26 protein-coding genes and 1 tRNA gene are annotated in these 25785 nt (G+C 70.8%); 21 read left to right on the top strand and 6 right to left on the bottom strand.

The features are described 5' to 3' along the window. Window positions 1–13 precede the first annotated feature (13 nt). Window positions 14–748 (top strand): VOC family protein, encoded by a 735-nt coding sequence (locus ACIG5F_RS17890; RefSeq protein ID WP_396518794.1) that lies wholly within the window; start codon window positions 14–16, stop codon window positions 746–748. Between the two features lie 183 nt (window positions 749–931). Beyond that, window positions 932–1294, top strand: a complete 363-nt coding sequence (locus tag ACIG5F_RS17885) for a VOC family protein (RefSeq protein WP_396518793.1) — start codon at window positions 932–934, stop codon at window positions 1292–1294. Window positions 1295–1300: 6 nt separating this feature from the next. Here ACIG5F_RS17885 and ACIG5F_RS17880 read toward each other — a convergent pair whose 3' ends face one another. Beyond that, a complete protein-coding gene (locus ACIG5F_RS17880) occupies window positions 1301–1903 on the bottom strand; it encodes an ester cyclase (protein ID WP_396518792.1) in 603 nt (200 codons plus the stop codon). A 128-nt stretch (window positions 1904–2031) separates the two neighbouring features. Here ACIG5F_RS17880 and ACIG5F_RS17875 point away from each other — a divergent pair, with 128 nt between their 5' ends. Further along, the gene (locus ACIG5F_RS17875) at window positions 2032–2901 is read left to right on the top strand and encodes a LysR family transcriptional regulator (protein ID WP_396518791.1); all 870 of its coding nucleotides are present in this window, start codon (window positions 2032–2034) and stop codon (window positions 2899–2901) included. A 513-nt stretch (window positions 2902–3414) separates the two neighbouring features. Here the strand turns inward: ACIG5F_RS17875 and ACIG5F_RS17870 are convergent. Then, window positions 3415–3485 (bottom strand) — tRNA-Gly (locus ACIG5F_RS17870). A 70-nt stretch (window positions 3486–3555) separates the two neighbouring features. On the opposite strand from ACIG5F_RS17870, the gene dcd reads away from it, so the two are divergent. Next, window positions 3556–4137, top strand: coding sequence for a dCTP deaminase (gene dcd, locus ACIG5F_RS17865; RefSeq protein WP_396518790.1), 582 nt, complete (start codon window positions 3556–3558; stop codon window positions 4135–4137). Here dcd and ACIG5F_RS17860 read toward each other — a convergent pair. Next, the gene (locus ACIG5F_RS17860; RefSeq protein ID WP_396518789.1) at window positions 4134–5117 is read right to left on the bottom strand and encodes a cation diffusion facilitator family transporter; all 984 of its coding nucleotides are present in this window, start codon (window positions 5115–5117) and stop codon (window positions 4134–4136) included. The genes dcd and ACIG5F_RS17860 overlap by 4 nt on opposite strands. Before the next feature lie 174 nt (window positions 5118–5291). Between ACIG5F_RS17860 and ACIG5F_RS17855 the strand changes: the two genes are divergently transcribed. After that, window positions 5292–6284 carry a hypothetical protein gene (locus ACIG5F_RS17855; RefSeq protein WP_396518788.1) on the top strand — a complete coding sequence of 331 codons (993 nt, stop codon included), beginning with the start codon at window positions 5292–5294 and terminating at the stop codon, window positions 6282–6284. Between the two features lie 52 nt (window positions 6285–6336). Here the strand turns inward: ACIG5F_RS17855 and ACIG5F_RS17850 are convergent, their stop codons facing one another. Further along, complete coding sequence (locus ACIG5F_RS17850) at window positions 6337–8541, bottom strand: (Fe-S)-binding protein (RefSeq protein WP_396518787.1); 2205 nt, start codon at window positions 8539–8541, stop codon at window positions 6337–6339. A gap of 232 nt (window positions 8542–8773) precedes the next feature. Here ACIG5F_RS17850 and dnaK point away from each other — a divergent pair, with 232 nt between their 5' ends. The 4 genes from dnaK to ACIG5F_RS17830 are packed head-to-tail and all read left to right on the top strand — an operon-like array spanning window position 8774 to window position 12848. After that, the gene (dnaK, locus tag ACIG5F_RS17845) at window positions 8774–10624 is read left to right on the top strand and encodes a molecular chaperone DnaK (RefSeq protein ID WP_396518786.1); all 1851 of its coding nucleotides are present in this window, start codon (window positions 8774–8776) and stop codon (window positions 10622–10624) included. Then, window positions 10621–11217, top strand: coding sequence for a nucleotide exchange factor GrpE (gene grpE / locus ACIG5F_RS17840; RefSeq protein ID WP_396518785.1), 597 nt, complete (start codon window positions 10621–10623; stop codon window positions 11215–11217). Before dnaK ends, grpE begins: the two co-directional genes overlap by 4 nt. 24 nt (window positions 11218–11241) lie before the next feature. Further along, window positions 11242–12423 carry a molecular chaperone DnaJ gene (gene dnaJ, locus ACIG5F_RS17835; protein ID WP_396518784.1) on the top strand — a complete coding sequence of 394 codons (1182 nt, stop codon included), beginning with the start codon at window positions 11242–11244 and terminating at the stop codon, window positions 12421–12423. Beyond that, window positions 12423–12848 carry a heat shock protein transcriptional repressor HspR gene (locus ACIG5F_RS17830; RefSeq protein ID WP_396518783.1) on the top strand — a complete coding sequence of 142 codons (426 nt, stop codon included), beginning with the start codon at window positions 12423–12425 and terminating at the stop codon, window positions 12846–12848. Before dnaJ ends, ACIG5F_RS17830 begins: the two co-directional genes overlap by 1 nt. A gap of 150 nt (window positions 12849–12998) precedes the next feature. On the opposite strand, the gene ACIG5F_RS17825 is transcribed toward ACIG5F_RS17830, so the two are convergent. Further along, window positions 12999–14102, bottom strand: coding sequence for an FAD-binding oxidoreductase (locus ACIG5F_RS17825; protein ID WP_396518782.1), 1104 nt, complete (start codon window positions 14100–14102; stop codon window positions 12999–13001). A 406-nt stretch (window positions 14103–14508) separates the two neighbouring features. Between ACIG5F_RS17825 and ACIG5F_RS17820 the strand changes: the two genes are divergently transcribed. From ACIG5F_RS17820 to ACIG5F_RS17765, 12 genes are all read left to right on the top strand, one after another. Continuing rightward, window positions 14509–15168: a pyridoxamine 5'-phosphate oxidase family protein gene (locus tag ACIG5F_RS17820; protein WP_396518781.1), complete on the top strand. Its 660-nt coding sequence runs from the start codon at window positions 14509–14511 to the stop codon at window positions 15166–15168. 62 nt (window positions 15169–15230) lie between these two features. After that, window positions 15231–15680 (top strand): MarR family winged helix-turn-helix transcriptional regulator, encoded by a 450-nt coding sequence (locus tag ACIG5F_RS17815; RefSeq protein WP_396518780.1) that lies wholly within the window; start codon window positions 15231–15233, stop codon window positions 15678–15680. Further along, window positions 15680–16129 (top strand): MarR family winged helix-turn-helix transcriptional regulator, encoded by a 450-nt coding sequence (locus ACIG5F_RS17810; RefSeq protein ID WP_396518779.1) that lies wholly within the window; start codon window positions 15680–15682, stop codon window positions 16127–16129. The genes ACIG5F_RS17815 and ACIG5F_RS17810 overlap by 1 nt, the downstream gene beginning before the upstream one ends. 210 nt (window positions 16130–16339) lie before the next feature. Then, complete coding sequence (gene clpB / locus ACIG5F_RS17805; RefSeq protein WP_396518778.1) at window positions 16340–18931, top strand: ATP-dependent chaperone ClpB; 2592 nt, start codon at window positions 16340–16342, stop codon at window positions 18929–18931. A 120-nt stretch (window positions 18932–19051) separates the two neighbouring features. Then, the gene (locus ACIG5F_RS17800; RefSeq protein ID WP_396518822.1) at window positions 19052–19765 is read left to right on the top strand and encodes a hypothetical protein; all 714 of its coding nucleotides are present in this window, start codon (window positions 19052–19054) and stop codon (window positions 19763–19765) included. Window positions 19766–19804: 39 nt separating this feature from the next. Further along, window positions 19805–20584 (top strand): SDR family NAD(P)-dependent oxidoreductase, encoded by a 780-nt coding sequence (locus ACIG5F_RS17795; protein WP_396518777.1) that lies wholly within the window; start codon window positions 19805–19807, stop codon window positions 20582–20584. A 14-nt stretch (window positions 20585–20598) separates the two neighbouring features. Beyond that, window positions 20599–21150, top strand: coding sequence for an orotate phosphoribosyltransferase (pyrE, locus tag ACIG5F_RS17790; RefSeq protein WP_396518776.1), 552 nt, complete (start codon window positions 20599–20601; stop codon window positions 21148–21150). A gap of 9 nt (window positions 21151–21159) precedes the next feature. Beyond that, window positions 21160–21678 (top strand): LemA family protein, encoded by a 519-nt coding sequence (locus ACIG5F_RS17785; RefSeq protein WP_396518775.1) that lies wholly within the window; start codon window positions 21160–21162, stop codon window positions 21676–21678. Next, the gene (locus ACIG5F_RS17780) at window positions 21675–22331 is read left to right on the top strand and encodes a TrmH family RNA methyltransferase (protein WP_396518774.1); all 657 of its coding nucleotides are present in this window, start codon (window positions 21675–21677) and stop codon (window positions 22329–22331) included. The genes ACIG5F_RS17785 and ACIG5F_RS17780 overlap by 4 nt, the downstream gene beginning before the upstream one ends. Before the next feature lie 81 nt (window positions 22332–22412). After that, on the top strand, window positions 22413–23456 hold the full coding sequence (locus ACIG5F_RS17775) for a glycoside hydrolase family 76 protein (RefSeq protein WP_396518821.1): 1044 nt from the start codon (window positions 22413–22415) through the stop codon (window positions 23454–23456). Window positions 23457–23519: 63 nt separating this feature from the next. Next, window positions 23520–24356, top strand: a complete 837-nt coding sequence (locus ACIG5F_RS17770) for an NAD(P)H-binding protein (RefSeq protein ID WP_396518773.1) — start codon at window positions 23520–23522, stop codon at window positions 24354–24356. A 78-nt stretch (window positions 24357–24434) separates the two neighbouring features. Next, window positions 24435–24728, top strand: coding sequence for a hypothetical protein (locus tag ACIG5F_RS17765; protein WP_396518820.1), 294 nt, complete (start codon window positions 24435–24437; stop codon window positions 24726–24728). Between the two features lie 4 nt (window positions 24729–24732). Here ACIG5F_RS17765 and ACIG5F_RS17760 read toward each other — a convergent pair whose 3' ends face one another. Further along, entirely contained in the window at window positions 24733–25734 is a 1002-nt protein-coding gene (locus tag ACIG5F_RS17760; RefSeq protein WP_396518772.1) for a LacI family DNA-binding transcriptional regulator, read from the bottom strand. Window positions 25735–25785: the final 51 nt, after the last annotated feature.

Genomic DNA, 25785 nt, shown 5'->3' with positions numbered 1-25785 from the left:
TAGCGTCGTCGGCATGGCTACCCGACTGGACAACGTGGTCGTCGACGCGGCCGACCCGGTCGCCCTCGCGGGCTTCTGGTCGGCCGCGCTCGGCGTCCCGATCACCTACCAGGACGAGAACGAGGTCGATGTCGGGCTGCCCGGCTTCGACCTCTGTTTTGTGCCGGTGAGCGAGCCCAAGGTCGAGCAGAACCGGGTGCACCTGGACCTGGCCAGCGAGTCGGCGCAGGACCAGGCCGCGATCGTGGACCGGCTGCTCGGCCTGGGCGCCCGGCACGCCGACGTCGGCCAGGGGCCTGACGTGCCGTGGGTGGTGCTGGCCGACCCCGAGGGCAACGAGCTGTGCGTGCTGGAGCAGCGGGACGAGTACAGCGGCATCGGGCCCGTCGCCGCCGTTGTCGTCGCCGCGCATGATTCCCTTGCCATGGCCCGCTTCTGGGCCGAGGCCACCGGCCGGCCGATGACCCGTTCCGGCCCCAACTGGGCGTCGCTGCCCGGCGAGGCCGGCGCCTGGCTGGAGTTCATCGACAGTCCCGCCACCAAGACGGCCAAGAACCGCGTGCACCTCGACGTCCGTCCGCTGCCGGGCGACGACCCCGCCGCCGACGTCTCCCGCCTGCTCGCCGCCGGCGCCGTGCCGGCCGATGTCGGGCAGGGCGATTCGCCGTGGACAGTGCTCGCCGATCCCGACGGGAACGAGTTCTGTGTGCTCCGCCCGCGCCGTACGTCCATCCGAACGGGCGATTAGGGCCTTACGACTCTGCGGACCGCCAGCGGGGCTGCGTACCGTGCTGATCGCGCGGCGATCCGCGCACGTGTGGAGAACTCGTCCTGCGGACGCCCCCCGACGCAGGACGAGCCATCCGCCGAGCCGCGCTCACCTGCCGGCTCGTCGTTCACATTCGATCGTCGAGCCGGGATGGTGAACGGCATGGACCTCATCGCCTTCGCCCCCGCCACCGACCTCGACCGCGCCGTCGAGTTCTACGGCGCCGTCCTCGGGCTGGAGCACCAGGAGACCACCCCCTTCGCCGCCGTCTTCCGCGCCGGCAACGTCATGCTCCGCGTGACCAAGGTGGAGTCCTTGCAGCCACAGCCCTTCACCATCCTCGGCTGGTCCGTGCCCGACCTCCGCGCCACCGTCGCCCACCTCGCCACCCGCGGCGTCGCCTTCACCCGCTACGACGGCATGAGCCAGGACTCCGTCGGCATCTGGACCACCCCCGACGGCTCCCAGGTCGCCTGGTTCCGCGACCCCGAGGGCAACACCCTGTCCCTGACCCAGTTCGCCTGATCCCGGTCAGCCGATGCCGATCTGCTGGTTGAAGTTCGCGTTGTCCCAGAAGAGGAATTCCTCGTCCATCGTGCCCTGGCGGTTCCAGATGCCGACGGTGGCCATGCTGATGGAGTACTTGCGGCCGGTGGGCTTGATGAAGCCGCCGTGGCCGTCGGGCATGGGGCGGGTGAAGGTGCCTTGCATGACGCCGGTGACGGCGGTGAGGTTGTCCTTGGCGACGCGCAGCGGGTGGCTGTGGATGCGGGTGTCGGGGGCCCACACGAACATCGCGGCCAGGTCGGCGATGTGCTTGTCGATGCCGTCGGTGTAGTGGCCGTCTGGCCAGTGCACGCGGATGGTGCGGGCGTGGCTCTCGTGCAGGCGGGCCCAGTCGGCCTGGGTGAAGACCACGAAGTCGAGTTCGTCGAACGTCTTGAGGTGCTGGCGTTCCCGGGCGGTCAGGTTGGCCGGGTAGGGCGGGTTGGGCACGGGAGTGGTGGCGGGGTCGGGCAGCAGGCTCGGCGACGCGTCGGCGGCCAGGGCGGTGCCGTCGGCGACCGCGGTCAACGCGAGCGCGCCGAGGACGGCGGCGCCGCCGCTGCCGATCAGGGTCCGGCGGTCGATCATGGGGTCCTCCTCGAAGGATGTTGGCAGGCCTCATGAAACGTCCGGCCCCGTTGCCCGGGCCATTGCCTGCCGTGCCCCCATTCATTCGTCAGATTTATGGCATGGCGGCTCACCGATAAGCTGTGGCCGTGTCCACCGCCCAGGACCTGGTCGCACTGCGTTCGTTCCTCGCCGTCTACCGCACCGGCGGCGTGGCCCGGGCCGCCGAGCAGTTGGGTTTGTCACAGCCCGCGGTGTCGCACCATCTGCGCACCGTCGAGGCCTTCACCGGCCGGCCCCTGTTCGCCCGCGCCGGCCGGGGCATCGCCCCCACCGAGGCCGGTCACGTCCTGGCCGTCGAGGTCGCCCCGCACCTGGACGGCCTGGACCTCGTCATCGACGGCCACCGCACCCTCGACGCCGGCCCCGTCTTTCTCGGCGCCCCCGCCGCCCAGTTCGACCAGCACATCGCCACCGCCCTCGGCCCCCTGGCCGACTCCGGCGTGTGCCTGCGCCATCGTGTCGGCCTGTCCGACGACCTCGTCGACGCCCTGCTCGACGACCGGCTCGACATCGCCGTCGTCACCAAGATCGAGGGCGCTCCCCGCACCCGCCTGCACCTTCGCCACTGGTTCGACGAGGAGTTCGTCCTCATCGGCCGCCCCGACCAGCCCCCGTTCCGCATCGAGGACCTCGCCTCGCACCGCTTCGTCGGCTACTCCGAGGCCATGCCCATGCTGCGCCGCTACTTCCGCTCCTGCTGGGACCTGCCCGCCCCCGACGCCGCCGTCACCATCCCCGACATCACCTCGATCCTCGCCTACGCCGCCAACAGCTCCCTGCTCTCCGTCGTCCCCATCCACCACGCCCGCGCCGCCCTCGCCGCCGGCCGCCTGGCGATCCTGCACCGCCCCTCCACCCCCGTCCTCAACCCCATCTACCTGGCCACCCGCCGCGGCCGCCAGAACCGCCCCCACCTCAAGTCAGTCTTCGACGCCCTCCTAGCAGCACGGGACTAAGGCGTGCCCACGTTGTCCACAGCCCCCCCGAACTATCCACAGCCGCCCGATTCCAAGATCTCCCCCACGTTTCCGCCGGTAGAATGGGCTCGGGGTCGCCCCCCGGGAACGGGTGGGGGATGGATTTGGTGGCCTGCCTAAGGTTGTGATCGATGGGCGGTTCGGCCAGGCGCGGTCTCGCCGGCCCATTCACCGCCGCCCACCCACCAGCTCCAGGATGCGGCCCTGCTCAGAGGTTCATGGCCACCCGCCATAGGGCACAACTGCGCGGCACACCCGCACAAGCCCCAACCACCCGAAGCCATCCGCGCCTACTCAATCGGCGAGCGAAGCGAAGCCGCCCCCCACCCCGCAGGCGAGCGAAGCGAAGCCGACCCCCATGGAGCCTCTAACCCACCCGACGGGGGTCAAGGGGGCGAAGCCCCCTTGCTTGGGGCGTGGGGCGAGAGCCCCACAAAACACGGCGAGGGGTCCAGGTTCGCGCTTTCTGCGAACATAGACCCCTCAACCCCGAGCGGGTGACGGGAATCGAACCCGCGTTTACAGCTTGGGAAGCTGTCATTCTACCATTGAACTACACCCGCATGATCGTTCCTTAGCTTACACGAGCGGGCGCGGGCGTCCAGCACCTGGGTGGGCGGCTATGGTGTCGGGGTGCTGCTGAGTGACCGGGACCTGCGCAAAGAGATCGAGTCTGGACGGCTGGTGTTGGAGCCGTTGGACCTGGATCTTGTTCAGCCGTCGAGCATCGACGTGCGGCTGGACCGGTTCTTCCGGGTGTTCAACAACACCAAGTACACCCACATCGACCCGAGTCGGCAGCAGGACGACCTGACGACGCTGGTGGAGACGGAGGGCGAGGAGCCCTTTGTGCTGCACCCGGGCGAGTTCGTGTTGGGGGCGACGTTCGAGCGGGTGAGCCTGCCGGACGATCTTGCCGGGCGGTTGGAGGGGAAGTCCTCGCTGGGGCGGCTGGGACTGTTGACGCACTCGACCGCGGGGTTCATCGACCCGGGGTTCGAGGGGCACATCACGTTGGAGCTGTCCAACGTCTCGAACCTGCCGATCACGCTGTGGCCGGGCATGAAGATCGGCCAGCTGTGCCTGTTCCGGCTGGAGAGCCCGGCGGAGCACCCGTACGGTTCGAAGCGGGCGGGCTCGAGGTATCAGGGCCAGCGGGGCCCGACGCCGTCGAGGTCGTACCTGAACTTCCAGCGCACGGACACGAGCCGCTAGTCGGCGACGAACTCCTGCCCGTAGCGGGCGAGGATGCGGGCCCGCAGGTCCTGGTCCTCGCGGGGCACGGGCTCGAGGAAGATCTCGTCGAGGGAGGGGAACTCGACGGTGAGTTCGGCGGCGATGCGCACGCAGGCCCGTTCGAGGTCGGCGGCGCCGAGGGCGTCGTCGAAGTCGAGGCGGGCGCACAGCAGCACCCGGTCGGTGCCGGTGAGCATGGTGAGCAGGTCGACGACGACCTCGACCTCGGGGGCGGCGGCGAGCCGGGCCCGCACGGCGCGGACGAGGGCGCCGTCGGCCTGGCGGCCGATGAGCAGGCCCCGGTTGGTCCGCCCGAGCACGTAGGCGCACACGGCGAGCAGCACGGCGATGAGCAGCGAGGCGACGCCGTCGTAGACGACGGAGCCGGTGAGCTGGTGCAGCAGCAGCCCGAGGAAGGCCAGCAGCAGGCCAATGAGGGCGGCGGCGTCCTCGAAGAACACGGTCTTGGCGGTGGGGTCGTCGATGTCGGCCAGGTACTTGGCGATGGAGGCGCCCTCCTCGGCGGCCTCCTTGCGGATCTGCACGAGGGCCCGCGACAGCGACACGGACTCGAGCAGGAAGCCCAGCGCCAGCACGATGTAGGCGACGGTGGGGTTGCCCTGGTCGGCTTCGCCACCGGTCAGGGCGTCATAGCCCTGGATGAACGCGAACACGGCGCCGGAGGTGAAGATCGACACGGCGGCCAGCAGGGACCAGAAGTAGCGTTCCTTGCCGTAGCCGAAGGGGTGCCGCCGGTCGGCCGGCCGCTCGGAGCGGCGCAGTGCGGTGAGCAGCAGCGCCTCGGTGATGGTGTCGGCCACCGAGTGCCCGGCCTCGGCCAGCATCGCGGCCGAGCCGCTGAGGACGCCGGCCACCGCCTTCATCAGGGCGATGCCGATGTTGATGCCGAGCGCCACCAACACGGTGAGTGTGCTTTCGCCACTGCCTTCGTCCGCCACGGGAATTACCGTAACCGAGTCCGGACGCAACCGGGTTAAGAGTTCGCGCGTCCTTTGAGGTTCACCTGAACAGTCGATGATGGACAGTCGATTTCCCTTGTGCCGCAAGGCAACCCGGGTGGTGAAGACGCGTCTTCTGTATGTGGACAACACCACCGCAGGGGGGAAATTCCAATGAAGCGCATCGCCGTGGCGGCTCTTGCACTCGGTCTGCCGCTACTGTCCGTCGCCACCGCGCACGCCGACACCAACACCGTCACCATCTCGGGCGTCGCCTGGAAGGACCTGAATGGGGACGGGATCCGCCAGGCCGACGAGCCGCTGCTGCCGGGCGTCAAGATCGGCGACACCACCACCGACACGACCGGCCACTACACGCTGACCGGCATGCCTGCCGACGGGGCGCAGCTGCAGGCCGCGGCCCGCGGCATCGACGACGGCCGGTTCGTGCTGACCCGCCCGAACCAGGGCGGCCCGACGACCGACTCCGACTTCGACTGGAACGACGGCTGGCTCACGCTGCACCAGAAGCCGGTCGACGGGGTGATCGCCAACGTGGACGCCGGCTTCATGCCGACCAAGTCCGACGCGAAGGTGAAGATCACGCCGAAGCAGACCGGCCCGGTCAAGGTCGGCGACGACGTGACCTACGAGATCGACATCGAGAACAACGACTTCCCGTCCTTTGTGGGCGTGCGGGTGGTCTTCCCGGAGGGCGTGCAGCTCGATCACTACGACGGCCCGAGCTCCACGGCCGACCCGGTGGGCACGACGGGGCTGGACATCCGCTTCCTGCGGGCGCAGCAGCCGAACACGCCGCGCGTTCGTGAGGTCAGCGGCAAGGTGACCAAGCCGGTCGACGGCGTGGTGACCGCCGACCTGATCGACCGGGCCAGCGATGTCGACGGGGCGAACGACAAGGCTTCGGCCCCGCTGAAGACGGTCGACGACGGCGGCAGCGCGACGACGGACCCGACCACCACGACCGACCCGGCGCCGACCACGACCACCGCGCCGGCCACCACCGCCCCCAGGACCCAGCCGGTGGTGAAGCCGGCGGCGCTGGCCAACACCGGCGTCGACCCGGTGTGGCCGCTGGTCGGCGGCCTGTCGCTGCTGGCGGTCGGCTTCGTGGCGATCTTCGTGGCCCGTCGCCGCCGCGCGTGAAACGACAAAAGGGGCGGAGCCGACCGGCTCCGCCCCTTTCGCACGACCCGATCTAGCGAGCCGCGGGCTGCTCGTCGCCCCGCTTGACCGCGGCCAGCAGCAGCTGCGCCACGTCGACGACCTCGACGTGCTCGCCGGCGGCCTGCTCGGACTTGCGGGCGGTCAGGCCGTCGCTGAGCATCACCCGGCAGAACGGGCAGCCGGTGGCGATCTTCGTCGGGGCGGTGCCCAGCGCCTCGTCCACCCGCTCGACGTTGATCCGCTTGCCGATCCGCTCCTCCATCCACATCCGCGCGCCGCCGGCGCCGCAGCACATGGACCGGTCGCCGTGCCGGGGCATCTCCCGCAGCTCGGCCCCGGTCGCGCCGACCAGCTCGCGCGGCGCGTCGTAGACCTTGTTGTGCCGGCCCAGGTAGCACGGGTCGTGGTAGGTGACGTCCTCGGCGATCGGGGCCACCGGCACCAGCCGCTTCTCCCGCACCAGCTTGTTGAGCAGCTGGGTGTGGTGCACGACCTCGTACTCGCCGCCCAGCTGCGGGTACTCGTTGGCCAGGGTGTTGAAGCAGTGCGCGCAGGTGACGACGATCTTGCGCTTGCCCGGCTCACGCCCGTCGAAGACGGTGTTGAGCACCTCGACGTTCTGCTGGGCCAGCATCTGGAACAGGAACTCGTTGCCGGCGCGGCGGGCCGGGTCGCCGGTGCAGGTCTCCTCCGGCCCGAGCACGGTGAACTTGACGTCGGCGTTGTGCAGCAGCTCGGCCACCGCCTGGGTGGTCTTCTTGGCCCGGTCCTCGAACGCGCCGGCGCAGCCGACCCAGAACAGGTACTCGACGTCGGCGGCCAGCTCGCCGTCGAACACCGGCACCTCGAACGGCAGCCCCTCGGTCCAGGCCAGCCGGTCCTTGGCGTTCTGGCCCCAGGGGTTGCCCTTGTTCTCCAGGTTCTTGAACATCCCGCCGAGCTCGGTGGGGAAGTTCGACTCGATCAGCACCTGGTAGCGGCGCATGTCGACGATGTGGTCGACGTGCTCGATGTCGACCGGGCACTGCTCGACGCAGGCGCCGCAGCTGGTGCACGACCACAGCACGTCCGGGTCGATGACGCCCATCTCCTCGGGGCCGCCGATCAGCGGCCGGCCGGACTCGGCCAGGGCGAGCACGTCGATCTTGGCCAGCCGGGCCTCGGCGTCGTCGCCGACGATGCCGATCTCGTCGCCGCCCATGTCCTTGCGGCCGCCGGCCAGCAGGTACGGGGCCTTGGCGTAGGCGTGGTCGCGCAGCTGGGTGATGACCAGCTTGGGCGAGAGCGGCTTGCCGGTGTTCCAGGCCGGGCACTGGGACTGGCAGCGGCCGCACTCGGTGCAGGTGCTGAAGTCCAGCCAGCCCTTCCAGCTGAAGTCCTCGACCTTGCCCGCCCCGAAGACGTCCTTCTCCGGGTCGGCCTCCTCGAAGTCCAGCGGCTTGCCGGCGCTCATCATCGGCCGCAGCGCGCCCAGCGCCACCGCGCCGTCGTCCTCGCGCTTGAAGTAGATGTTGAAGAAGGCGCTGAACCGGTGCCAGGCCACGCCCATGGTCAGGTTCTTCGACACCACGGCGAGCCAGATCATGCCGGACAGCAGCTTGATCACGGCCATCACCGACACCAGGTCGGGGTTGGCCGGCAGCAGGTGCCCCAGCGGCGCGGTGACGAAGTTGGCCCACAGCGGCTGGTCCTCCAGCCCGCTGGCCTCCTTGAACGCCTTCACGCCGAGGATGCCCAGGCCCTCGATGATGACCACGGCCTCGACGAAGTAGGCCTGCTTGAAGTTGGAGCCGGCGAACCGGGACAGCCGGTCGGCCCGCCGCGGGTGGTTGAGCTGGCGGATCACCGCCAGGGCCACGCCGCCGACCACGGTGCCGACGCCGAGCACCTCGGTGACGAGGTTCCACACCGCCCAGTCGCCGATGACCGGCCAGTGCCAGGCCGGCACGAAGACCTCGCCGTAGGCCTCGAACAGCACGAGGGAGCCGATCAGGAAGCCCCACATCACCAGCCAGTGCCACGGCGCGACGGTGCGCACCTTGGCCATCCTGGTGTGCGCCGCGAACTCCTTGACCAGGGTGCCGAGCCTGGGCAGGAACGGGCCGTTGCGGGTGGGGTCGGGCTGACCGAGCCGGATGGTTCGCACCTGGCGCAGCACGGCCGCGGCGAACATCCCCCACGCGACGACGCTGACGGCAACACCGATCACGCCGAGCGTGATCTGTAGAGCACCCATTGCTCCCTCGCCCCTTCGCTACGGACAAGTCGTCCAGGGAGCCTAAACGAAGTTACTGGTCAGTAACTACTTGACGTGGCCGGGATCGCACAGCGGTGGGAACATCCGAGTCGGGTCTCGCGTTGGACGAGCAGGAAGCTTGAGCGGACTGGACTCAACTCCGGTTCGCCTGGCAAACTTGAGTCGACGCTGCTCAACCGGCAGCGGAGCACCAGTATCGGGAGGCAGTTCAATGGCGCGTGCGGTCGGCATCGACCTGGGGACGACCAACTCCGTCGTCGCCGTCCTTGAGGGCGGTGAGCCGACGGTGATCGCCAACTCCGAGGGTTCGCGCACCACCCCGTCCATCGTGGCGTTCGCCAAGAACGGCGAGGTTCTGACCGGTCAGCCGGCCAAGAACCAGGCCGTCACCAACGTGGACCGGACGATCCGTTCGGTCAAGCGTCACATCGGGACGTCGTGGACCCAGGAGATCGACGACAAGAAGTACACCGCGCAGGAGATCTCCGCGCGGGTGCTGATGAAGCTGAAGCGGGACGCGGAGGCCTACCTGGGCGAGGAGATCACCGACGCGGTGATCACCGTCCCTGCCTACTTCGAGGACGCGCAGCGGCAGGCCACCAAGGAGGCCGGCCAGATCGCGGGCCTCAACGTGCTGCGGATCGTGAACGAGCCCACCTCCGCCGCCCTGGCCTACGGCCTGGACAAGGGCGAGAAGGAGCAGACCATCCTGGTCTTCGACCTCGGTGGCGGCACCTTCGACGTCTCGCTGCTGGAGCTGGGCGACGGCGTGGTCGAGGTGCGCGCGACCTCGGGTGACAACCACCTGGGCGGCGACGACTGGGACCAGCGCATCGTCAACTGGCTGGTGGAGAAGTTCAAGTCCGCCAACGGCATCGACCTGACCAAGGACAAGATGGCGTTGCAGCGGATCCGGGAGGCCGCGGAGAAGGCCAAGATCGAGCTCTCCTCCTCCTCCACCGCCAGCATCAACCTGCCCTACATCACCGTGGACAGCGACAAGAACCCGCTGTTCCTGGACGAGACCCTGTCCCGGGCCGAGTTCCAGCGGATCACCTCCGACCTGCTGGACCGCTGCCGCGCGCCGTTCAACAACGTGATCAAGGACGCCGGCATCAAGGTCGGCGACATCGACCACGTGGTGCTGGTCGGCGGTTCCACCCGCATGCCGGCGGTGACCGAGCTGGTCAAGGAGCTGACCGGCGGCCGCGAGCCGAACAAGGGCGTGAACCCGGACGAGGTCGTCGCCGTGGGCGCCGCGCTGCAGGCCGGCGTGCTCAAGGGCGAGGTCAAGGACGTCCTGCTGCTCGACGTCACCCCGCTGTCCCTGGGCATCGAGACCAAGGGCGGCGTGATGACCAAGCTCATCGAGCGCAACACCACCATCCCCACCAAGCGGTCCGAGATCTTCACCACGGCCGACGACAACCAGCCGTCCGTGCAGATCCAGGTCTTCCAGGGTGAGCGCGAGATCGCCTCGCACAACAAGAAGCTCGGCATGTTCGAGCTGACCGGCCTCCCGCCGGCCCCGCGCGGCGTGCCGCAGATCGAGGTCACCTTCGACATCGACGCCAACGGCATCGTGCACGTCCAGGCCAAGGACCTGGGCACCGGCAAGGAGCAGTCGATGACCATCACCGGCGGCTCGGCGCTGCCGAAGGAGGACATCGACCGCATGGTCAAGGACGCCGAGGAGCACGCGGAGGAGGACAAGCGCCGCCGCGAGGAGGCCGAGACCCGCAACCAGGCGGAGACCCTGGTCTACAGCACCGAGAAGTTCATCAAGGACAACGACGAGAAGCTGCCGGCCGACACCAAGGAGAAGGTGCAGGCGGCCATCGTCGAGGCCCAGGAGGCCTTGAAGGGCACCGACATCGGGGCCATCAAGACCGCGGTGGAGAAGCTGGCCACCGAGTCGCAGGCGCTGGGCTCGGCCCTGTACGCCAACGCCCCGGGCGCCGAGGGCGCGGCCGCCGGCGGCGACGCCCCGGGCGCGCAGGCCGGCCCGCAGGCCGACAACGTGGTTGACGCCGAGATCGTGGACGAGGACCCGAAGAAGTGAGCGACGAGCAGGAGCAGCCGGTGGTCGTGAACGACCGCCGACGGATCGACCCGGAGACGGGCCAGGTCCGCGAGCCGGAGCCGGGCGAGCTGGCCGACGAGACCCTGGAGTCCGCCGGCCGGCACGCCGCCGAGGACGCCGTGGCCGACCCGGCCGCGGAGTTCAAGGCGCAGCTGGACGAGCGCACCGCCGACCTGCAACGACTCCAGGCCGAGTACGCCAACTACCGCAAGCGGGTGGAGCGGGACCGCGAGGTCAACGCGACGGCCGCCAAGGGGCAGATCGTCACCGAGCTGCTGGGCGTACTCGACGACGTCGAGCGGGCGGCCGCGCACGGCGACCTGACCGGCGCGTTCAAGTCGGTCAGCGACAAGCTGGTGGCGGTGCTCCAGGCCAGCGGCCTCGAGCCGTTCGGCCACGAGGGCGAGGAGTTCGACCCCTCGGTGCACGAGGCGGTGCAGCACAACACCTCGGCCGAGGTGACCGGGCCGACCGTGACCGCGGTGTTGCGGCGCGGCTACCGGTTCGGCGAGCGCCTGCTCCGGCCGGCGCTGGTCGCGGTCACCGATCATGAGCCGGCCGCAGCTGAGTAACACGAACGAAGGGAGGGACGCCCGGTGAGCGCACGGGATTGGATCGACAAGGATTTCTACGGCGACCTGGGCGTCTCCTCCGACGCCTCGGCCGACGAGATCAAGAAGGCGTACCGCAAGCTGGCTCGGGAGCTGCACCCCGACGCCAACCCCGGCGACGCCAAGGCCGAGGCCCGCTTCAAGTCGGTCTCGCAGGCCTACGGCGTGCTCTCGGACGCCGAGAAGCGCAAGCAGTACGACGAGGCTCGGCGGCTGTTCGGCTCCGGCGGGTTCCGGCCCGGCGGCGGCTTCGGCGGCGGCACGAGCTCGTTCGACCTGGGTGACCTGTTCGGCGGGGCCCAGGCCGGCGGCGGCGCCGGCGCGGGCGGCCTCGGCGACCTGCTGGGCGGTCTGTTCGGCGGCCGCGGCCGCGGCGCGTCGGCAGCCTCGGCCAACCGGCCCAAGCGCGGCGACGACGTCGAGACCGACGTGCGGATCGACTTCGTGGAGGCGGTCAAGGGCGCGACCGTGCCGCTGCGGCTGTCCAGCCCCTCCACCTGCGGCACCTGCCACGGGTCGGGGGCCAAGCCCGGCACCACCCCGCGCACCTGCCCGACCTGCAAGGGCGCCGGCCTGGTCAGCCGCAGCCAGGGCGCGTTCGCGTTCAGCGAGCCGTGCCGCGACTGCCGGGGCACCGGCAAGATCATCGACGACCCGTGCCCGGAGTGCGGCGGCGAGGGCGTGAGCACCAAGGTGCGCACCCTGACCGTGCGGATCCCGGCCGGCGTCGACGACGGCCAGCGGATCCGGCTGGCCGGCCAGGGCGAGCCCGGGCGCAACGCCGGCCCCAACGGCGACCTGTTCGTGCGGGTGCACGTCGCGCCGCACGCGGTGTTCGGACGTTCCGGTGACGATCTCACCGTGACGGTCCCGGTGACCTTCCCCGAGCTGGCGCTGGGCACCACACTGACGGTGCCGACGCTGGACTCGAAGGTCAACGTGAAGGTGCACCCGGGCACGGCCAGCGGCCGGATCCTGCGGGTGCGCGGCAAGGGCATCGAACGGCGGGACGGCCGCAAGGGCGACCTGCTGGTGACGCTCCAGGTGGCGGTGCCGTCCCGACTGGAGGGCAAGGCCGAGGAGGCGCTCAGGGCGTACGCCGAGGCCACCGCCGACCACGACCCGCGAGCCGAGCTGGACGAGCTGCTGGGGAAGGGTGACACGTGATGGGCAACCCGTTCTCGTTTCCGCCTGGCACCAACGAGGACACCCCGGTTTTCGTGATCTCGGTGGCCGCCCAGCTGTCCGGGCTGCACGCGCAGACCCTGCGCAGCTACGACCGGCTCGGCCTGGTCTCGCCCGGCCGGGCCAGCGGCGGCGGCCGGCGCTACTCGGCCCGGGACATCTCCCTGCTCCGCGAGGTGCAGCGGCTGTCCCAGGAGGAGGGCGTCAACCTGGCCGGCATCAAGCGCATCATCGACCTGGAGAACCAGGTGGACGCGCTGAAGTCCCGGCTGACCGAGGTGCTGGAGGAGCTGGCCGCCGCCCACGCGGCGGCCGAGCAGGCGGCCGCCGCCGTGCACGCCTCCTACCGCCGGGACCTGGTCCCGGTCCGCCAGCAGCAGATCGTCGTCTGGAAGCCGAAAAAATAGGCGGACCCGGCGAGCGAACCCCTGCGAGTCACGCTCTCGGGCACCTCGGCGAGTTCCGCCCTCGGGCATTTTCCAGCGTGGTTGCGCTGGGTGGGTGGGCCCGAGGACGGAACTCTCCAGCCCGAGAACGTGACTCGCGTCCGCCTCGTGTCAGTCCAGCGTGAAGGGGTCGTAGCGGATGTGGTCCAGGGGGGTGCCGGCGACCAGCATGCGGGACACGGTGGCGCGGATCATCGCCGGGGAGCCGCAGACCAGGACCTCGCGGTCGGACCAGGAGCCGTAGCGGGTGACGACGTCGGCCAGCGAGCCGTGCTCGTAGCCCTGTAGGCCCGGCTCCGACTCGACCACCGGCACCACCGTCAGCCACGGGTTGCTCTGGGCGATGCGCTGGAGGTTGTCCAGGTCGTAGAGGTCCTCGCGGGTGCGGCCGCCGACGAACAGGTGCACCCGGGGGTTCTCGCCCCACTGGGCCAGGTTGTCCAGGATGGCCCGCATCGGGGTGACGCCGGTGCCGCCGGCGACCATGAGGATGTCCTTGCCGGCCTCGCGGTCCACGGCCAGCCGGCCCATCGGCGCGCCGATGCGCCACTGGTCGCCGATCTGGGTGTGGGCCACGATCGAGCGGCTGACCCAGCCGCTGTTCACGGCCCGCACGTGGAACTCCATGGTGCCGTCCTCGCGCGGCGCGTTGGCCGGGCTCAGGTAGCGCCACAGCCGGGGCCGCTGCGGGGTCTCCACGCTCACGTACTGGCCGGGCTGGTAGGGCACCGGGTAGTCGGGCTGCACCCGCACCATGGCCAGGCCCCAGCTCAGCCGCTTGTGCTCGACCACGGTGGCCGGCCAGAAGGCCGGGCCCTCGTCGGCCGCGGCGGCCTCCTGCATGGACCGGGCCATGATCGTGTACGCCTCGGCCCAGGCCCGCTCCACCTGCGGCGTCCAGGCCTTGCCGGCGAACTTCTTGATCGAGGCCAGCAGTGCGGTGCCGACCGACTCGTAGTGGCTGGCCACCACGCCGAACTTGCGGTGGTCGCGGCCGAGCTGGCGCAGGAACGGGATCAGGTCGTCGGGGCGGTCGACCATCTGGACGACGTGCACCAGCGCGCGCAGCAGGCGGCTGCGCTGCACCTCCATGTTCACCGGGAACATGTCACGGGTGGTCGGCGCGAGGCTGAACAGCATCCCGTAGAAGAACTTCGCCACTTCCTCGGCGCACGGCTCTACCACCGCGAAGCTTTCGCGAATCATCCGCACCATCGCGGTGACACCCGGTGGCGGTTCGCGGTGAGGAGTGGTTGAAGGCAAGGGGTTCAACACGGCGTTGGCTGTCATGGTCCGGGCGCAGTCTCCACGTAGTCAGGGGAACCTGGCAAGCTTCGGGACACCTGGTCAGGCGCCTCCATGGTCAAGCATCCGTCCCCCGACAGGGTGGACCCTAACTCGACATCGGGTCTTTGTGGGACTTGATGCCACGTTCGAGTGGACCGGCGTAACTAACCGTTGACAGACCATCCTACGAACGGGCGAACAAGCCGCCGGGGGTGTGCAGAACGCGGTCGGCATGGCACGGTGGGCCACCGTGACCCCCGTCCACCTTGCTCCGACCGGTACCGCCGGTCCAGAGCTGCTCCAACTGGAGCTGTCGGACGCACCGTCCCCCGCGGTGACCGACATCACCCTGCACCCCGACGACCTGTTCGTCCCCCTGCCGGGGGACGAACACTTACCCGGATCCCGGGGCGAGCACCTGCTGCAGAGAGCCTTCGGCACGGCCGACCGGGCCAACCGGTTCTACCGCGACCAGGTCCTCGACCACCTCAACGACGAGATGCGGGAGTTCGTGGCCCGCATGGACATGGCCTTCATCGGCACCTCGGACGCCGGCGGCGAGTGCGACGTGTCCTTCCGCGCCGGCCCGGCCGGCTTCGTGCGGGTGCTGGGCGAGCGCTGGCTGGCCTACCCCGAGTACCGCGGCAACGGCGTGATGGCCAGCCTCGGCAACATCAGCGAGAACGCGCACGTGGCCATGCTGCTGGTCGACTTCGTCGACGACCTGATCGGCCTGCACGTCAACGGCCGGGCCCGCATCGTCGACGACGCCGAGCTGCGGGCCGTGTACCCCGACCTGCCCGCCGAGTTCGAACGGGGCCGCACCCCCGAGCGCTGGGTAGTCTTGGAAGTGGTCGAGGCCTACATTCACTGCCGCAAGCACATCCCCAGGCTGGTCCCGGTCGACCGCACCCGGGACTGGGGCACCGACGACAGCCGCCGCAAGGGTGGGGACTATTTCGGCGTTCGATCGACCAGAACGGCGGCCCGCTAGCAGGGATCGGACACTCCGACCACTACGGTTTGACGTTCGTGTGACGCGGATGGAGGACCAGGGTGGACGAGCACGAGCCGGCTGACCGCCGGGAGGCAGCCCAGGCCGTGGAGCGGTCGCTCTCGGTGCTGTTCGGCCGGGCCCGCAGTTTCTCCCTCCAGGTCGCCAAGCAGGTCCACCCGGGCCTGGACACCGCCTCCTACGCGCTGCTCGTGCACCTGTACGAGACCGGCCCGGTGCGCGCCGCCGAGATCGTCGAGCGCACCGGCCTGGACAAGTCGACGGTGAGCCGGCAGATCGCCCGGCTGGAGGAGCTGAGCCTGCTGGAGCGGGCGGTGGACAGCGCCGACGGCCGGGCCAGGATCGTGCAGCTCACGGCCGTGGGGCACGACCGCCTCGCAGCGGTCCGCTCCGACCGCCGCACGCTGCTGCGGGAGCGGCTGTCGCACTGGTCAACCGAGGACATGCAGACCTTCTCCTCGCTGCTGGATCGGCTGAACGAGGTGTTGTGATGGGGCCGTCCGAGGAGCAGTCGCTGGAGCTGATCCGCCAGCTGCGGATGCTCAACCAGATCCAGAACGCGGTGCGGATGCGGTTCTGGGACGACGACTTCGGCCTGCATCCGGCGGCCGGCGCGCTGCTGGCCGACGTCGTGGCCCGGGGCGAGTGCCGGGTGTCGGACCTGGCCGAGCACCGGGTGGTGGACACCTCGGTGGTCAGCCGGCAGATCGCCCAGTTGCAGAAGGTCGGCCTGGTCAACCGCAGGCCCTCGCCCAGCGACGGGCGGGTGGCCCTGATCAGCCCGACCGAGCGGGGCGTCGAGGTGCTGGCCGGCTGGAAGCGCCGGCAGGCCGACCTGATCCGGGCCGCCCTGGACGGCTGGGACGACGACCGGCTGGCCGCGGCCAACGGCGTGCTGGCCGACCTGGTGGCGGCCATCCGCGGCACGCTGGAAGCGTGACCACCCGGACGGCCCAGCCCTGTGGATCGTCACCTGGGGATTGTGGATAAGCGGGTCGCCGGTGTGGACAAGCCTGGTTCGCATGTGGGTGACCAGCCGTGATCACGTGAGGTGAGCCGGCTCACTCGGGTATGCTTCGACTTGAGCGGAACAGACTCAACTTTTCTGACGTTGAAGACAGTGTCCCCGAGTCTCGCCCGAAGGTGGGAGATGAACCAGTTCAACCCGACCACGAAGACGCAGCAGGCGGTGTCCGAGGCGGCGCAGGCCGCGACGATGGCCGGCAACCCCGACATCACACCCGTGCACCTGCTCGCCGCGCTGCTGGCCCAGGGCGACGGTCTGACCGCCCCGCTGCTCACCGCGGTCGGGGCCGATCCGGCGCAGGTGCGCGCCGAGCTGGAGAAGCTCGCGCACTCGCTGCCGTCGGCGACCGGCGCCACCATGTCCGCCCCGCAGCTGTCCCGTGACGGCCTGCGGGTGATCACGCACGCCCAGCGGCTCGCCACCGAGATGGGCGACGAGTACGTGTCCACCGAGCACCTGCTGGTCGGGCTGGCCGCCGAGGGCGGGCTGGTCGCCGACCTGCTGCGCCGGCACGGCGCCACCCCGGACGCGCTGCGCGAGGCCTTCACCAAGGTCCGCGGCTCGTCCCGGATCACCAGCCCCGACCCGGAGGGCACCTTCCAGGCGCTGGAGAAGTACGGCGTCGACCTGACCCAGCGCGCCCGTGACGGCGAGCTCGACCCGGTGATCGGCCGCGACGCCGAGATCCGCCGCGTCGTGCAGGTGCTGTCCCGGCGCACCAAGAACAACCCGGTGCTGATCGGCGAGCCCGGCGTCGGCAAGACCGCCATCGTCGAGGGCCTTGCCCAGCGCGTCGTCGCCGGCGACGTGCCGGAGTCGCTGCGCGGCAAGCGGGTCGTCTCGCTCGACCTGGGCTCCATGGTCGCCGGCGCGAAGTACCGCGGCGAGTTCGAGGAGCGGCTCAAGGCCGTGCTCAAGGAGATCACCGACTCCGCCGGCCAGGTCATCACCTTCATCGACGAGCTGCACACCATCGTCGGCGCCGGCGCGACCGGCGAGGGCGCGATGGACGCCGGCAACATGATCAAGCCCATGCTGGCCCGCGGCGAGCTGCGCATGGTCGGCGCGACCACGCTGGACGAGTACCGCCAGCACATCGAGAAGGACCCCGCCCTGGAGCGGCGGTTCCAGCAGGTGCTGGTGGGCGAGCCGAGCGTGGAGGACACCATCGGCATCCTGCGCGGGCTCAAGGAGCGCTACGAGGTGCACCACGGTGTCCGCATCACCGACACCGCGCTGGTGGCCGCCGCGACCCTGTCCGACCGGTACATCACCGCCCGCTTCCTCCCGGACAAGGCCATCGACCTGGTCGACGAGGCCGCGTCCCGGCTGCGGATGGAGATCGACTCCCGGCCGGTGGAGATCGACGAGGTTGAGCGGGCCGTGCGCCGTCTCGAGATCGAGGAGATGGCCCTGGAGAAGGAGTCCGACCTGGCCTCCCAGGAGCGGCTGGCCGCGCTGCGGGCCGAGCTGGCCGAGAAGCGCGAGCAGCTGTCCGCGCTGACCGCCCGGTGGCAGAACGAGAAGGGCTCCATCGAGAAGGTCCGCGAGCTCAAGGAGCAGCTGGAGCAGCTGCGCGGCGAGTCCGAGCGGGCCGAGCGCGACAGCGACCTGGGCCGGGCCGCCGAGCTGCGCTACGGCCGCATCCCGGCGCTGGAGAAGGAGCTGGCCGCGGCCACCGCGAGCACGCCAAGCGGCGACGTGATGCTCAAGGAGGAGGTCGGCCCGGACGACGTGGCCGACGTGGTCAGCGCCTGGACCGGCATCCCGGCCGGCCGGCTGCTCGAAGGCGAGACGGCCAAGCTGCTGCGGATGGAGGACGAGCTGTCCCGACGGGTCGTCGGCCAGGCCGAGGCCGTCCGCGTGGTGTCCGACGCGGTGCGCCGGACCCGTGCCGGCGTGGCCGACCCGGACCGTCCCACCGGCTCGTTCCTGTTCCTCGGGCCGACCGGCGTTGGCAAGACCGAGCTGGCCAAGGCGCTGGCCGAGTTCCTGTTCGACGACGAGCGGGCGATGATCCGCATCGACATGAGCGAGTACGCCGAGAAGCACTCGGTGGCCCGCCTGGTCGGCGCCCCGCCCGGCTACGTCGGCTACGACCAGGGCGGCCAGCTGACCGAGGCGGTGCGCCGCCGGCCCTACGCGGTGGTGCTGCTCGACGAGGTGGAGAAGGCCCACCCGGACGTGTTCGACGTGCTGTTGCAGGTGCTGGACGACGGTCGGCTGACCGACGGCCAGGGCCGCACGGTGGACTTCCGCAACACGATCCTGGTGCTGACCTCCAACCTCGGCTCGCAGGCCATCGCCGACCCGGTGCTGACCGAGCAGCAGCGCAAGGACGCGGTGCTCTCGACCGTGCAGCGGCACTTCAAGCCGGAGTTCCTCAACCGGCTGGACGACCTGGTGGTCTTCCACGCGCTGGCCACCGAGGAGCTGACCTCGATCGTGGACATCCAGGTGGCCCGGCTGGGCCAGCGGCTGGCCCAGCGCCGGCTGACCCTGGACGTCTCGCCGGCCGCCCGCGACTGGCTGGCCCTCAACGGGTTCGACCCGGTCTACGGCGCCCGCCCGCTGCGCCGGCTGGTGCAGTCCTCGATCGGCGACCAGCTGGCCAAGGAGCTGCTGGCCGGCGAGATCCGCGACGGCGACACCGTGCTGGTCGACGTGGTGGAGGACAACTCCGGCCTGATGGTCGGGCGGTCCCTGACCGGCTGACCCACCCCGACGAACGGCCCCGAGCCCCACGCTCGGGGCCGTTCGTTACCGCTTTCGGGGACAACAGACCCAGTAGTGATCTTCGTAATCGGTCGGCCGGCCGCTACCCTGCCTGTTGTGATACCTGCGTGGGTCTGGTTCACGGCGTTCGTCGTCCTGGCAGTGGCCGGGCTGGCACTGCTGGCGACCGACCGTGCCCAGCGCACGGCTCGCAACCGAGAGCGACGGCGCTGGGCGGGGCTGCGCGGCTGGCAGTTCGCCGAGACCGACCATGTGCTGCCCACCCGCTGGCACCACGGGGCCATCGCCTACTACGGCAGCGGGGTGGCCCGCGACGTGGTCGCCGGCTCCACCTTCACCGCCGACGGGCGGCGCCAGGTGTACGTGCTCGACCTGGAGAACGGCGGCAAGGTCAACTCCGTGCTGGTCGGCATCCGGTGCCGGCGGACCCACCCGGTGGTCGTCGAGCTGTGGCTGCCCAGCGTGCCCTTCCAGCGTGAGCAGATGCCGGACCTGCTCGGTCCGGTCGGCCAGCGCTACGCCTTCGTCTCCGACCTGACCGCCGCCCGCATGCTCATCACGCCCGACCTGGTCGAGGCGGCCGAGGAGATCGGCGGCGACGTCACCGTGGTCTGGCTGGAGGAGGACTGGGTGCTGGCCGCCGCGCCGCCCGGGGCCACCCCGGCCCGGCTGGAGCGGCTGCTGCGCGACGTCGGCGAGCTGGCTGACGTCGTCGACCCTTTCGAGGCCGACACGCCCACTGAGGAGCCGTCCTCCGAGGATCCCGGCGGCGAGGTCTACCGGCCCTCGTTCGGCGGCCGCAACCCGGCCTGAGGCCGAGGCCGGCGCTGACTCGCCGGTACCGTGCCAGGCATGGCCACCTGTCTCGTCACCGGATCCACCTCCGGCATCGGCGCCGCGTTCGTGCGCCGGTTCGCCTCCGACGGCGACCGTCTCGTGCTCGTCGCCCGCACCACGTCCCGGCTGGTCGAGCAGGCCGAGGAGCTCAAGCGCCGCTACGGCGTGGAGTCCGAGGTGCTGCCGGCCGACCTGGCGACCGAACCGGGCCGGGCGGCCGTGGAGGCCCGGCTGCGGGACGGGTCGCGGCCGGTCGACGTGGTGGTCAACAACGCCGGCTTCGGCACGCTGGGCGAGTTCTGGGAATCCCCGGTCGAGCAGTTGCAGTCCCAGCTCGACGTGAACGTCACCGCCGTGATGCGGCTGACCCACGCCGCGCTGGCCACGATGGTGCCGCGGGGAGCCGGCGTGATCATCAACGTGTCCAGTGTCGCCGGCTTCATGGCCGGCCGCGGCTCGACCTACTCGGCGAGCAAGGCGTATGTCACCTCGTTCACCGAGGGCCTGGCCATCTCGCTGGCCGGCGCCGGCGTTCGGATGATGGCGCTGTGCCCCGGCTTCGTGCACACCGAGTTCCACGAGCGGGCCGGCATCGACATGAGCGGAACCTCCGAGCTGATGTGGCTCGACGCCGACGACGTCGTCACCGAGTGCCTGGCCGATCTGGGACAGGACAAGGTGGTCAGCGTGCCTGGCTTGCAGTACAAGGCCATCGTCGGGGTGGCGCGGCTGCTGCCGCGCGGATTGCTGCGGCGGATCGCCGGGCGGGTCGGAGCCAGCCGCGGCCGAACGTGAGAAGGTGTGAACCCGTGCGAGTGGAATCTCCGGCGAAGTCCGAACTGGCCCGTCTTGTCTCCGAGCTTGCCGTCGTGCACGGCCGTGTCACCCTGTCCTCCGGCAAGGAAGCCGACTACTACGTCGACCTGCGCCGCGCCACGCTGCACCACGCGGCGGCGCCCCTGATCGGCAAGCTGCTGCGGCAGCTCACCGCCGACTGGGACTACGTCGCCGCCGGCGGCCTCACCCTCGGCGCCGACCCGGTGGCCTGCGCGATGATGCACGCCGCCGCGGCCGACGGCGAGGTGCTGGACGCCTTCGTGGTGCGCAAGGAAGCCAAGGCCCACGGCATGCAGCGGCGGGTCGAGGGCATCGAGGTCGCCGGGCAGCGGGTGCTCGCCGTCGAGGACACTTCCACCACCGGCGGCAGCGTGCTGACCGCCGTCGAGGCGTTGCGCGAAGCTGGCGCGACGGTGGTCGGCGTGGCCACGGTTGTCGACCGCGACACCGGGGTACGTGAAGCCATCGCGGAGGCCGGGTTGGAGTACCGGTACCTTCTCGATCTCGCGGATCTCGGTCTGTAGGAGGCGTCCTTGGTCGCTGCCCTGTGCGTGGTGGTGCTCCTGCTGCTCATCGCGCTCGCCGTCACCTTGAGCCACAACCGGTTCACCGTCCAGCGGGCGGCCGTCGAGCGGACCTGGCGGCGGGTCGACGCCGAGCTGCAACGCCGGCACGACCTGATCGGCGCGCTGGTCGCGGTGACCAAGGCGGGCGGCGTGAACGTGAGCCGGATCGTGCAGGCGCGGTCGCAGGCGATGGCCAGCCGGGGCGCCGGGCCGGCCGCGCAGGGCCGGGCCGAGCAGCTGCTCAACCAGGAGCTGACCAGCTTCCTGGCCGGCGTGCCGGCCGGGCTGCGGACGGGGCGGGACTTCGGGCTGTTGTGGGACCGGATGGGGGAGAGCGACGAGCGGGTGGCGGCGGAATCGCGGAGCTACAACGACAGCGTGCACGCGCTGAACAACCGGATCGTCGCCTTCCCCACCAACATCGTGGCCGGCGCGACCAAGGTGGCGCGGGCGCAGTACTTCCTGCCGGGCGGTCGAAACCGGTGACCGAGGAGGAGCTGGGCCCGACCGAGTGGGTCGCGGCCGGGCACGAGGTGGGCGTCGGGCCGTGGCCGGGGCCGTGGCCCGACGACGAGCGCTACGACCCGGAGCTGCTGGCCGAGGGCGACCGGCGCAACGTGGTCGACCACTACCGGTACTGGCGGCGCGAGGAGATCGTCGCCGACCTGGACCGGCGTCGGCATCCGTTCCACGTCGCCATCGAGAACTTCCAGCACGACCACAACATCGGCACCGTGGTGCGGACCGCCAACGCCTTCGCCGCCCGGGCCGTGCACATCGTCGGGCGGCGGCGGTGGAACCGGCGCGGGGCCATGGTCACCGACCGGTACCAGCACCTGCACCACCACGAGGACGTCGAGTCGCTGGTGGCGTTCGCGCGGGCTTCCCGGCTGGAGATCGTGGCGGTGGACAACACTCCCGGCTCCGTGCCGATCGAGACCACCGCCCTGCCGCGGGACTGCGTGCTGCTGTTCGGGCAGGAGGGCCCCGGGCTGTCGTCGGCCGCGCAGGCCTCCGCCGACCTGGTGGTGTCGATCGCCCAGTTCGGCTCCACCCGGTCGATCAACGCCGGCGTCGCCGCCGGCATCGTGATGCACACGTGGGTGGCGCAACACGCCGACCTTCATACGTCCTGGTGACAGCGCCGCCACCGGAATCGATCAAGCGCGCACCATGGGTCGGTGACGGACTCCCCCGCGTTGTGGGCCGCACGGGCGGCCATGGCCGAACGGGCCGTGCGGACCAGGCACCTGCGTCGGTTGTGGGGACTTCCCGGCACCAGAATCGGCCTCACCGGCTGGCCCGCCGGGGCCCGTCGGCTGCACGTGCCCTGGCACTACTGGTGGCAGGCGCACCTGCTCGACTGCCTGATCGACGCCCAGCTGCGCGCGTCCGTGCCGGCTCGGCGCCGTGACATCGAGCAGCTGATCGACACCATCCGGCTGCGCAACGGGCGGCGGTGGATCAACCGCTACTACGACGACATCGCCTGGCTCGGGCTGGCCCTGTGGCGGGCCGGCGAGGAGCTCGACCTGCGCCGGCCCGAGGCGCTGGAGGAGATCCGGCGGCGGCTGCGGGCCGGCTGGACCGACCACGGCGGCGGCGGCATCTGGTGGCGTGCCAAGGACAATCTCAAGAACGTGCCGGCCAACGGTCCCGCCGCGATGCTGTTCACCCGCCTCGGCGACCGCGTCGACCTCCAGCGGGCGATGTCCATTGTGGACTGGATCGACGAGTGGCTGGTCGACCCGGACACCGGGCTTGTGCTCGACGGCCTGCGGGTCGATCCCGCCGGCGAGGTCTCCGGCGTCGTCGAGTGGACTTTCACCTACTGCCAAGGCGTTTACATCGGCGCGTGCGTCGAGCTGTGGCTGGCCACCGGCAACCAGCTCTACGCCTCCCTGGTCCGTCGCACCGTGCTCGCCGTCGCCGAACACCTCGTCGGCGAGGGCGGCGTGCTGCCCGGCAACGGCGGTGGCGACGGCGGCCTGTTCGCCGGCATCCTCGCCCGCTACCTCGCCCAGGCCGCCGTCGTCCTCGGCGACAAGGAGGCCGCCCAGATCGTCTACCTCTCCGCCGATTCCGCCTGGCGCAACCGTTTCGAGGCCCGCAGCGGTCCCCTGTTCGGGCCGGAGTGGGTCATGCCCGCCGCGCGCGGCCGCCGCCGCCCCGAGCGTGACCTCTCCGTCCAGCTCTCCGCCTGGATGCTCCTGGAGGCCGCCGCCGTCCTGGAGCGCCATGAGGTGCACCCCACCTTCGGTTGACCTCCACCTTGCTTGAGGTTGCATGGTGGTCGTGTTGCCACTTGCTCTGGGGAGGAGCTCACAGTGATCTTGGTGACCGGTGCCACCGGACGCGGCGGCGGCAGTGCTTTGGCTCAGCTGGTGGACAAGGGCCTGCCCGTGCGGGCCGTGGTCCGGGATCCTGAGCGGGCCTCGCTGCCGCCGTGCGTCGACGTCGTGGCCGGCGACCTGGCCGATTCGGCGAGCCTCGGGCCCGCCCTGGACGGCGTCGATTCGGTTTTCCTGGTCTGGCCCACCCTCGCCGCCGACCCCGCCGCGCCTGCGGTGATCGCCCAGATCGCCGAGCAGGCCCGGCGGGTCGTCTACCTGTCGGCCAACGGCGTCTCGTCGTCCGCCACCGAAGGCATCCTCGGTTCCCACGCCATGATGGAGGGCCTCATCGAGGCTTCCGACCTTGAGTGGACCTTCCTGCGCCCCACCGGCTTCGCCGCCAACACCCTCGGCTGGGCCCCTGGCATCCGCGCCGACGGCGTCGTCCGCTGGTTCCACGCCGGCGCCCGCCGGGCCCTGATCCACGAGGAGGACATCGCGGCCGTCGGCGTGCTCGCGCTGACCACGGACAGCCTCGTCGGGCAGCGCCCCGTGCTCACCGGGCCCGCCGCCATCAGCCAGCTCGAACAGGCCGAGACCATCGGCCGCGCCATCGGCCGCCCTGTCCGCTTCGAGGAACTCCCCGACGACGTCGCCCGCCGCGAGCTCTTCCCCGGCCGCCCCGCCGCCGTCGCCGACGGCCTCATCGCCGCCCACGCCGCCCTCGTCACCCACCCCGAGGTCGTCACCGACACCGTCCCCCGCCTCCTCGGCCGCCCCGCCCGCACCTTCGCCGACTGGGCCGCCGACCACGCCGCCGACTTCAAGTGAGCCACACCCGTACGGCGTAATGAGACAGGTCTGATCGGGCTAACGTTTTGGTGGCGCTACGATGACGATGTGGCCACCATGGAGGAGATCGAGGCGCGTCTCGCCGCCTTGGAGCAGCAGATGCAGGCCGTGCGGCAGGACGCAGCGGCCGCACGTGTGCTCGCCGGTGGGGCCGACCGCGACGTGAGTGCATTGGCCACTCGGCTGGATGCCCAGACCAAGCTGCTCATGGCGCTGCGCGAGACGCAGGTCGAGCAGGGCGATCGCCTGACCAGCCTTGAGGCCGAAGTGCGCCAGGGCTTTGGCGCACTGGCCACCGGGCAGGCCGAGATCACCGCACTGCTGCACCGGATGCTCCCCGGCGACGAGTAGCGCGCTAGGCGCAGCCGCAGGACTGGCGGTGCATGAGCTTGGCCGGCAGGCGGACGGTCTGGGGTTCGCGGGAGGGGTCCTGGATGCGGGCCAGGAGCATGCGGACGGCGGTGCGGCCGATGTCGGCGATGGGTTGGGCCATGGTGGTCAGGGGCGGGTCGACGAGGTCGGCCCACTCGACGTCGTCGTAGCCGACAACGGCGAGGTCGGTGCCGATCTTGAGTTGGCGGCGGCGGGCCTCGTGCAGGACGCCGACCATCATGTTGTTGTTGCCGGCGACGACGGCGGTGGGGGGAGCGGGCAGGGAGAGGAGCTGGGCCAGCGCGACGGCGCCCTGGGCGGAGGAGGATTCGCCGGCGGCGACGAGTTCGGGGTCCCAGGGCAGGCCGGCCCGGCCGAGGCCGAGTCGGTAGCCGAGGGTGCGTTCGGACGAGGTGGTGAGCCCGGCGGCGCCGCTGATCATGCCGATGCGGCGGTGCCCGAGCTCGCCGAGGTGCTGCACGAGGGCGGACATGGCCTGCACGTTCTCCGGCCCGACCTGGTCGATGGGCTGGTTGCCGGGCAGCCGGTCGACGAGCACGGTGGGGATGTTGAGCCGCCGCAGCTCGGGCAGGACGCTGGTGACGGCGCCGGGCGACGGGGTGAGCAGCAGGCCGTCCACCCGGCGGGCCCGCAGCATCCGGATGGAGTACTCCTCGGTTTCGGCCTCGTCGTGGGTGTCGACCAGCAACAGGGTGTAGCCGGCGGCGGTGGCCTCGCTCTCGATGGCCTGCATGAGCTCGGCGAAGTACGGGTTGGCGACCAGGGAGATGGCCACGCCGAGCGATCGGGTGCCGCCGGTGACCAGGGACCGGGCGATGACGTCGCTGGTGTAGCCGGTGCGGGCCACGGCGTCGAGCACCCGCTCCTTGGTCTCCGCGGCCACGGCCCTGGTCCCGTTGACGACGTGAGACACCGTCGTGATCGACACGCCGGCCAGCTGGGCGACGTCTTTCATCGTGACCATGGCAGCATTCCTTGCGACGCTTCGTGATCGAAATCAGTGCAAGCGTTTGCG

Origin of the sequence: Kutzneria sp. NPDC052558 (assembly GCF_044547355.1) — a bacterium.
Lineage (GTDB): Bacteria > Actinomycetota > Actinomycetes > Mycobacteriales > Pseudonocardiaceae > Kutzneria.
This window is presented reverse-complemented; position numbering and strand designations above follow the sequence as displayed.

Coding starts and splice junctions, on each gene's coding strand:
- ACIG5F_RS17885 (WP_396518793.1), top strand. CDS start 932: ATGGACCTCATCGCCTTCGCCCCCGCCACCGACCTCGACCGCGCCGTC.
- dnaK (WP_396518786.1), top strand. CDS start 8,774: ATGGCGCGTGCGGTCGGCATCGACCTGGGGACGACCAACTCCGTCGTC.
- ACIG5F_RS17775 (WP_396518821.1), top strand. CDS start 22,413: ATGGCCGAACGGGCCGTGCGGACCAGGCACCTGCGTCGGTTGTGGGGA.
- ACIG5F_RS17760 (WP_396518772.1), bottom strand. CDS start 25,734: ATGGTCACGATGAAAGACGTCGCCCAGCTGGCCGGCGTGTCGATCACG.
- ACIG5F_RS17825 (WP_396518782.1), bottom strand. CDS start 14,102: ATGGTGCGGATGATTCGCGAAAGCTTCGCGGTGGTAGAGCCGTGCGCC.
- clpB (WP_396518778.1), top strand. CDS start 16,340: ATGAACCAGTTCAACCCGACCACGAAGACGCAGCAGGCGGTGTCCGAG.
- ACIG5F_RS17890 (WP_396518794.1), top strand. CDS start 14: ATGGCTACCCGACTGGACAACGTGGTCGTCGACGCGGCCGACCCGGTC.
- ACIG5F_RS17795 (WP_396518777.1), top strand. CDS start 19,805: ATGGCCACCTGTCTCGTCACCGGATCCACCTCCGGCATCGGCGCCGCG.
- ACIG5F_RS17850 (WP_396518787.1), bottom strand. CDS start 8,541: ATGGGTGCTCTACAGATCACGCTCGGCGTGATCGGTGTTGCCGTCAGC.
- ACIG5F_RS17880 (WP_396518792.1), bottom strand. CDS start 1,903: ATGATCGACCGCCGGACCCTGATCGGCAGCGGCGGCGCCGCCGTCCTC.
- ACIG5F_RS17765 (WP_396518820.1), top strand. CDS start 24,435: ATGGAGGAGATCGAGGCGCGTCTCGCCGCCTTGGAGCAGCAGATGCAG.
- ACIG5F_RS17810 (WP_396518779.1), top strand. CDS start 15,680: ATGGGGCCGTCCGAGGAGCAGTCGCTGGAGCTGATCCGCCAGCTGCGG.
- ACIG5F_RS17855 (WP_396518788.1), top strand. CDS start 5,292: ATGAAGCGCATCGCCGTGGCGGCTCTTGCACTCGGTCTGCCGCTACTG.
- ACIG5F_RS17830 (WP_396518783.1), top strand. CDS start 12,423: ATGGGCAACCCGTTCTCGTTTCCGCCTGGCACCAACGAGGACACCCCG.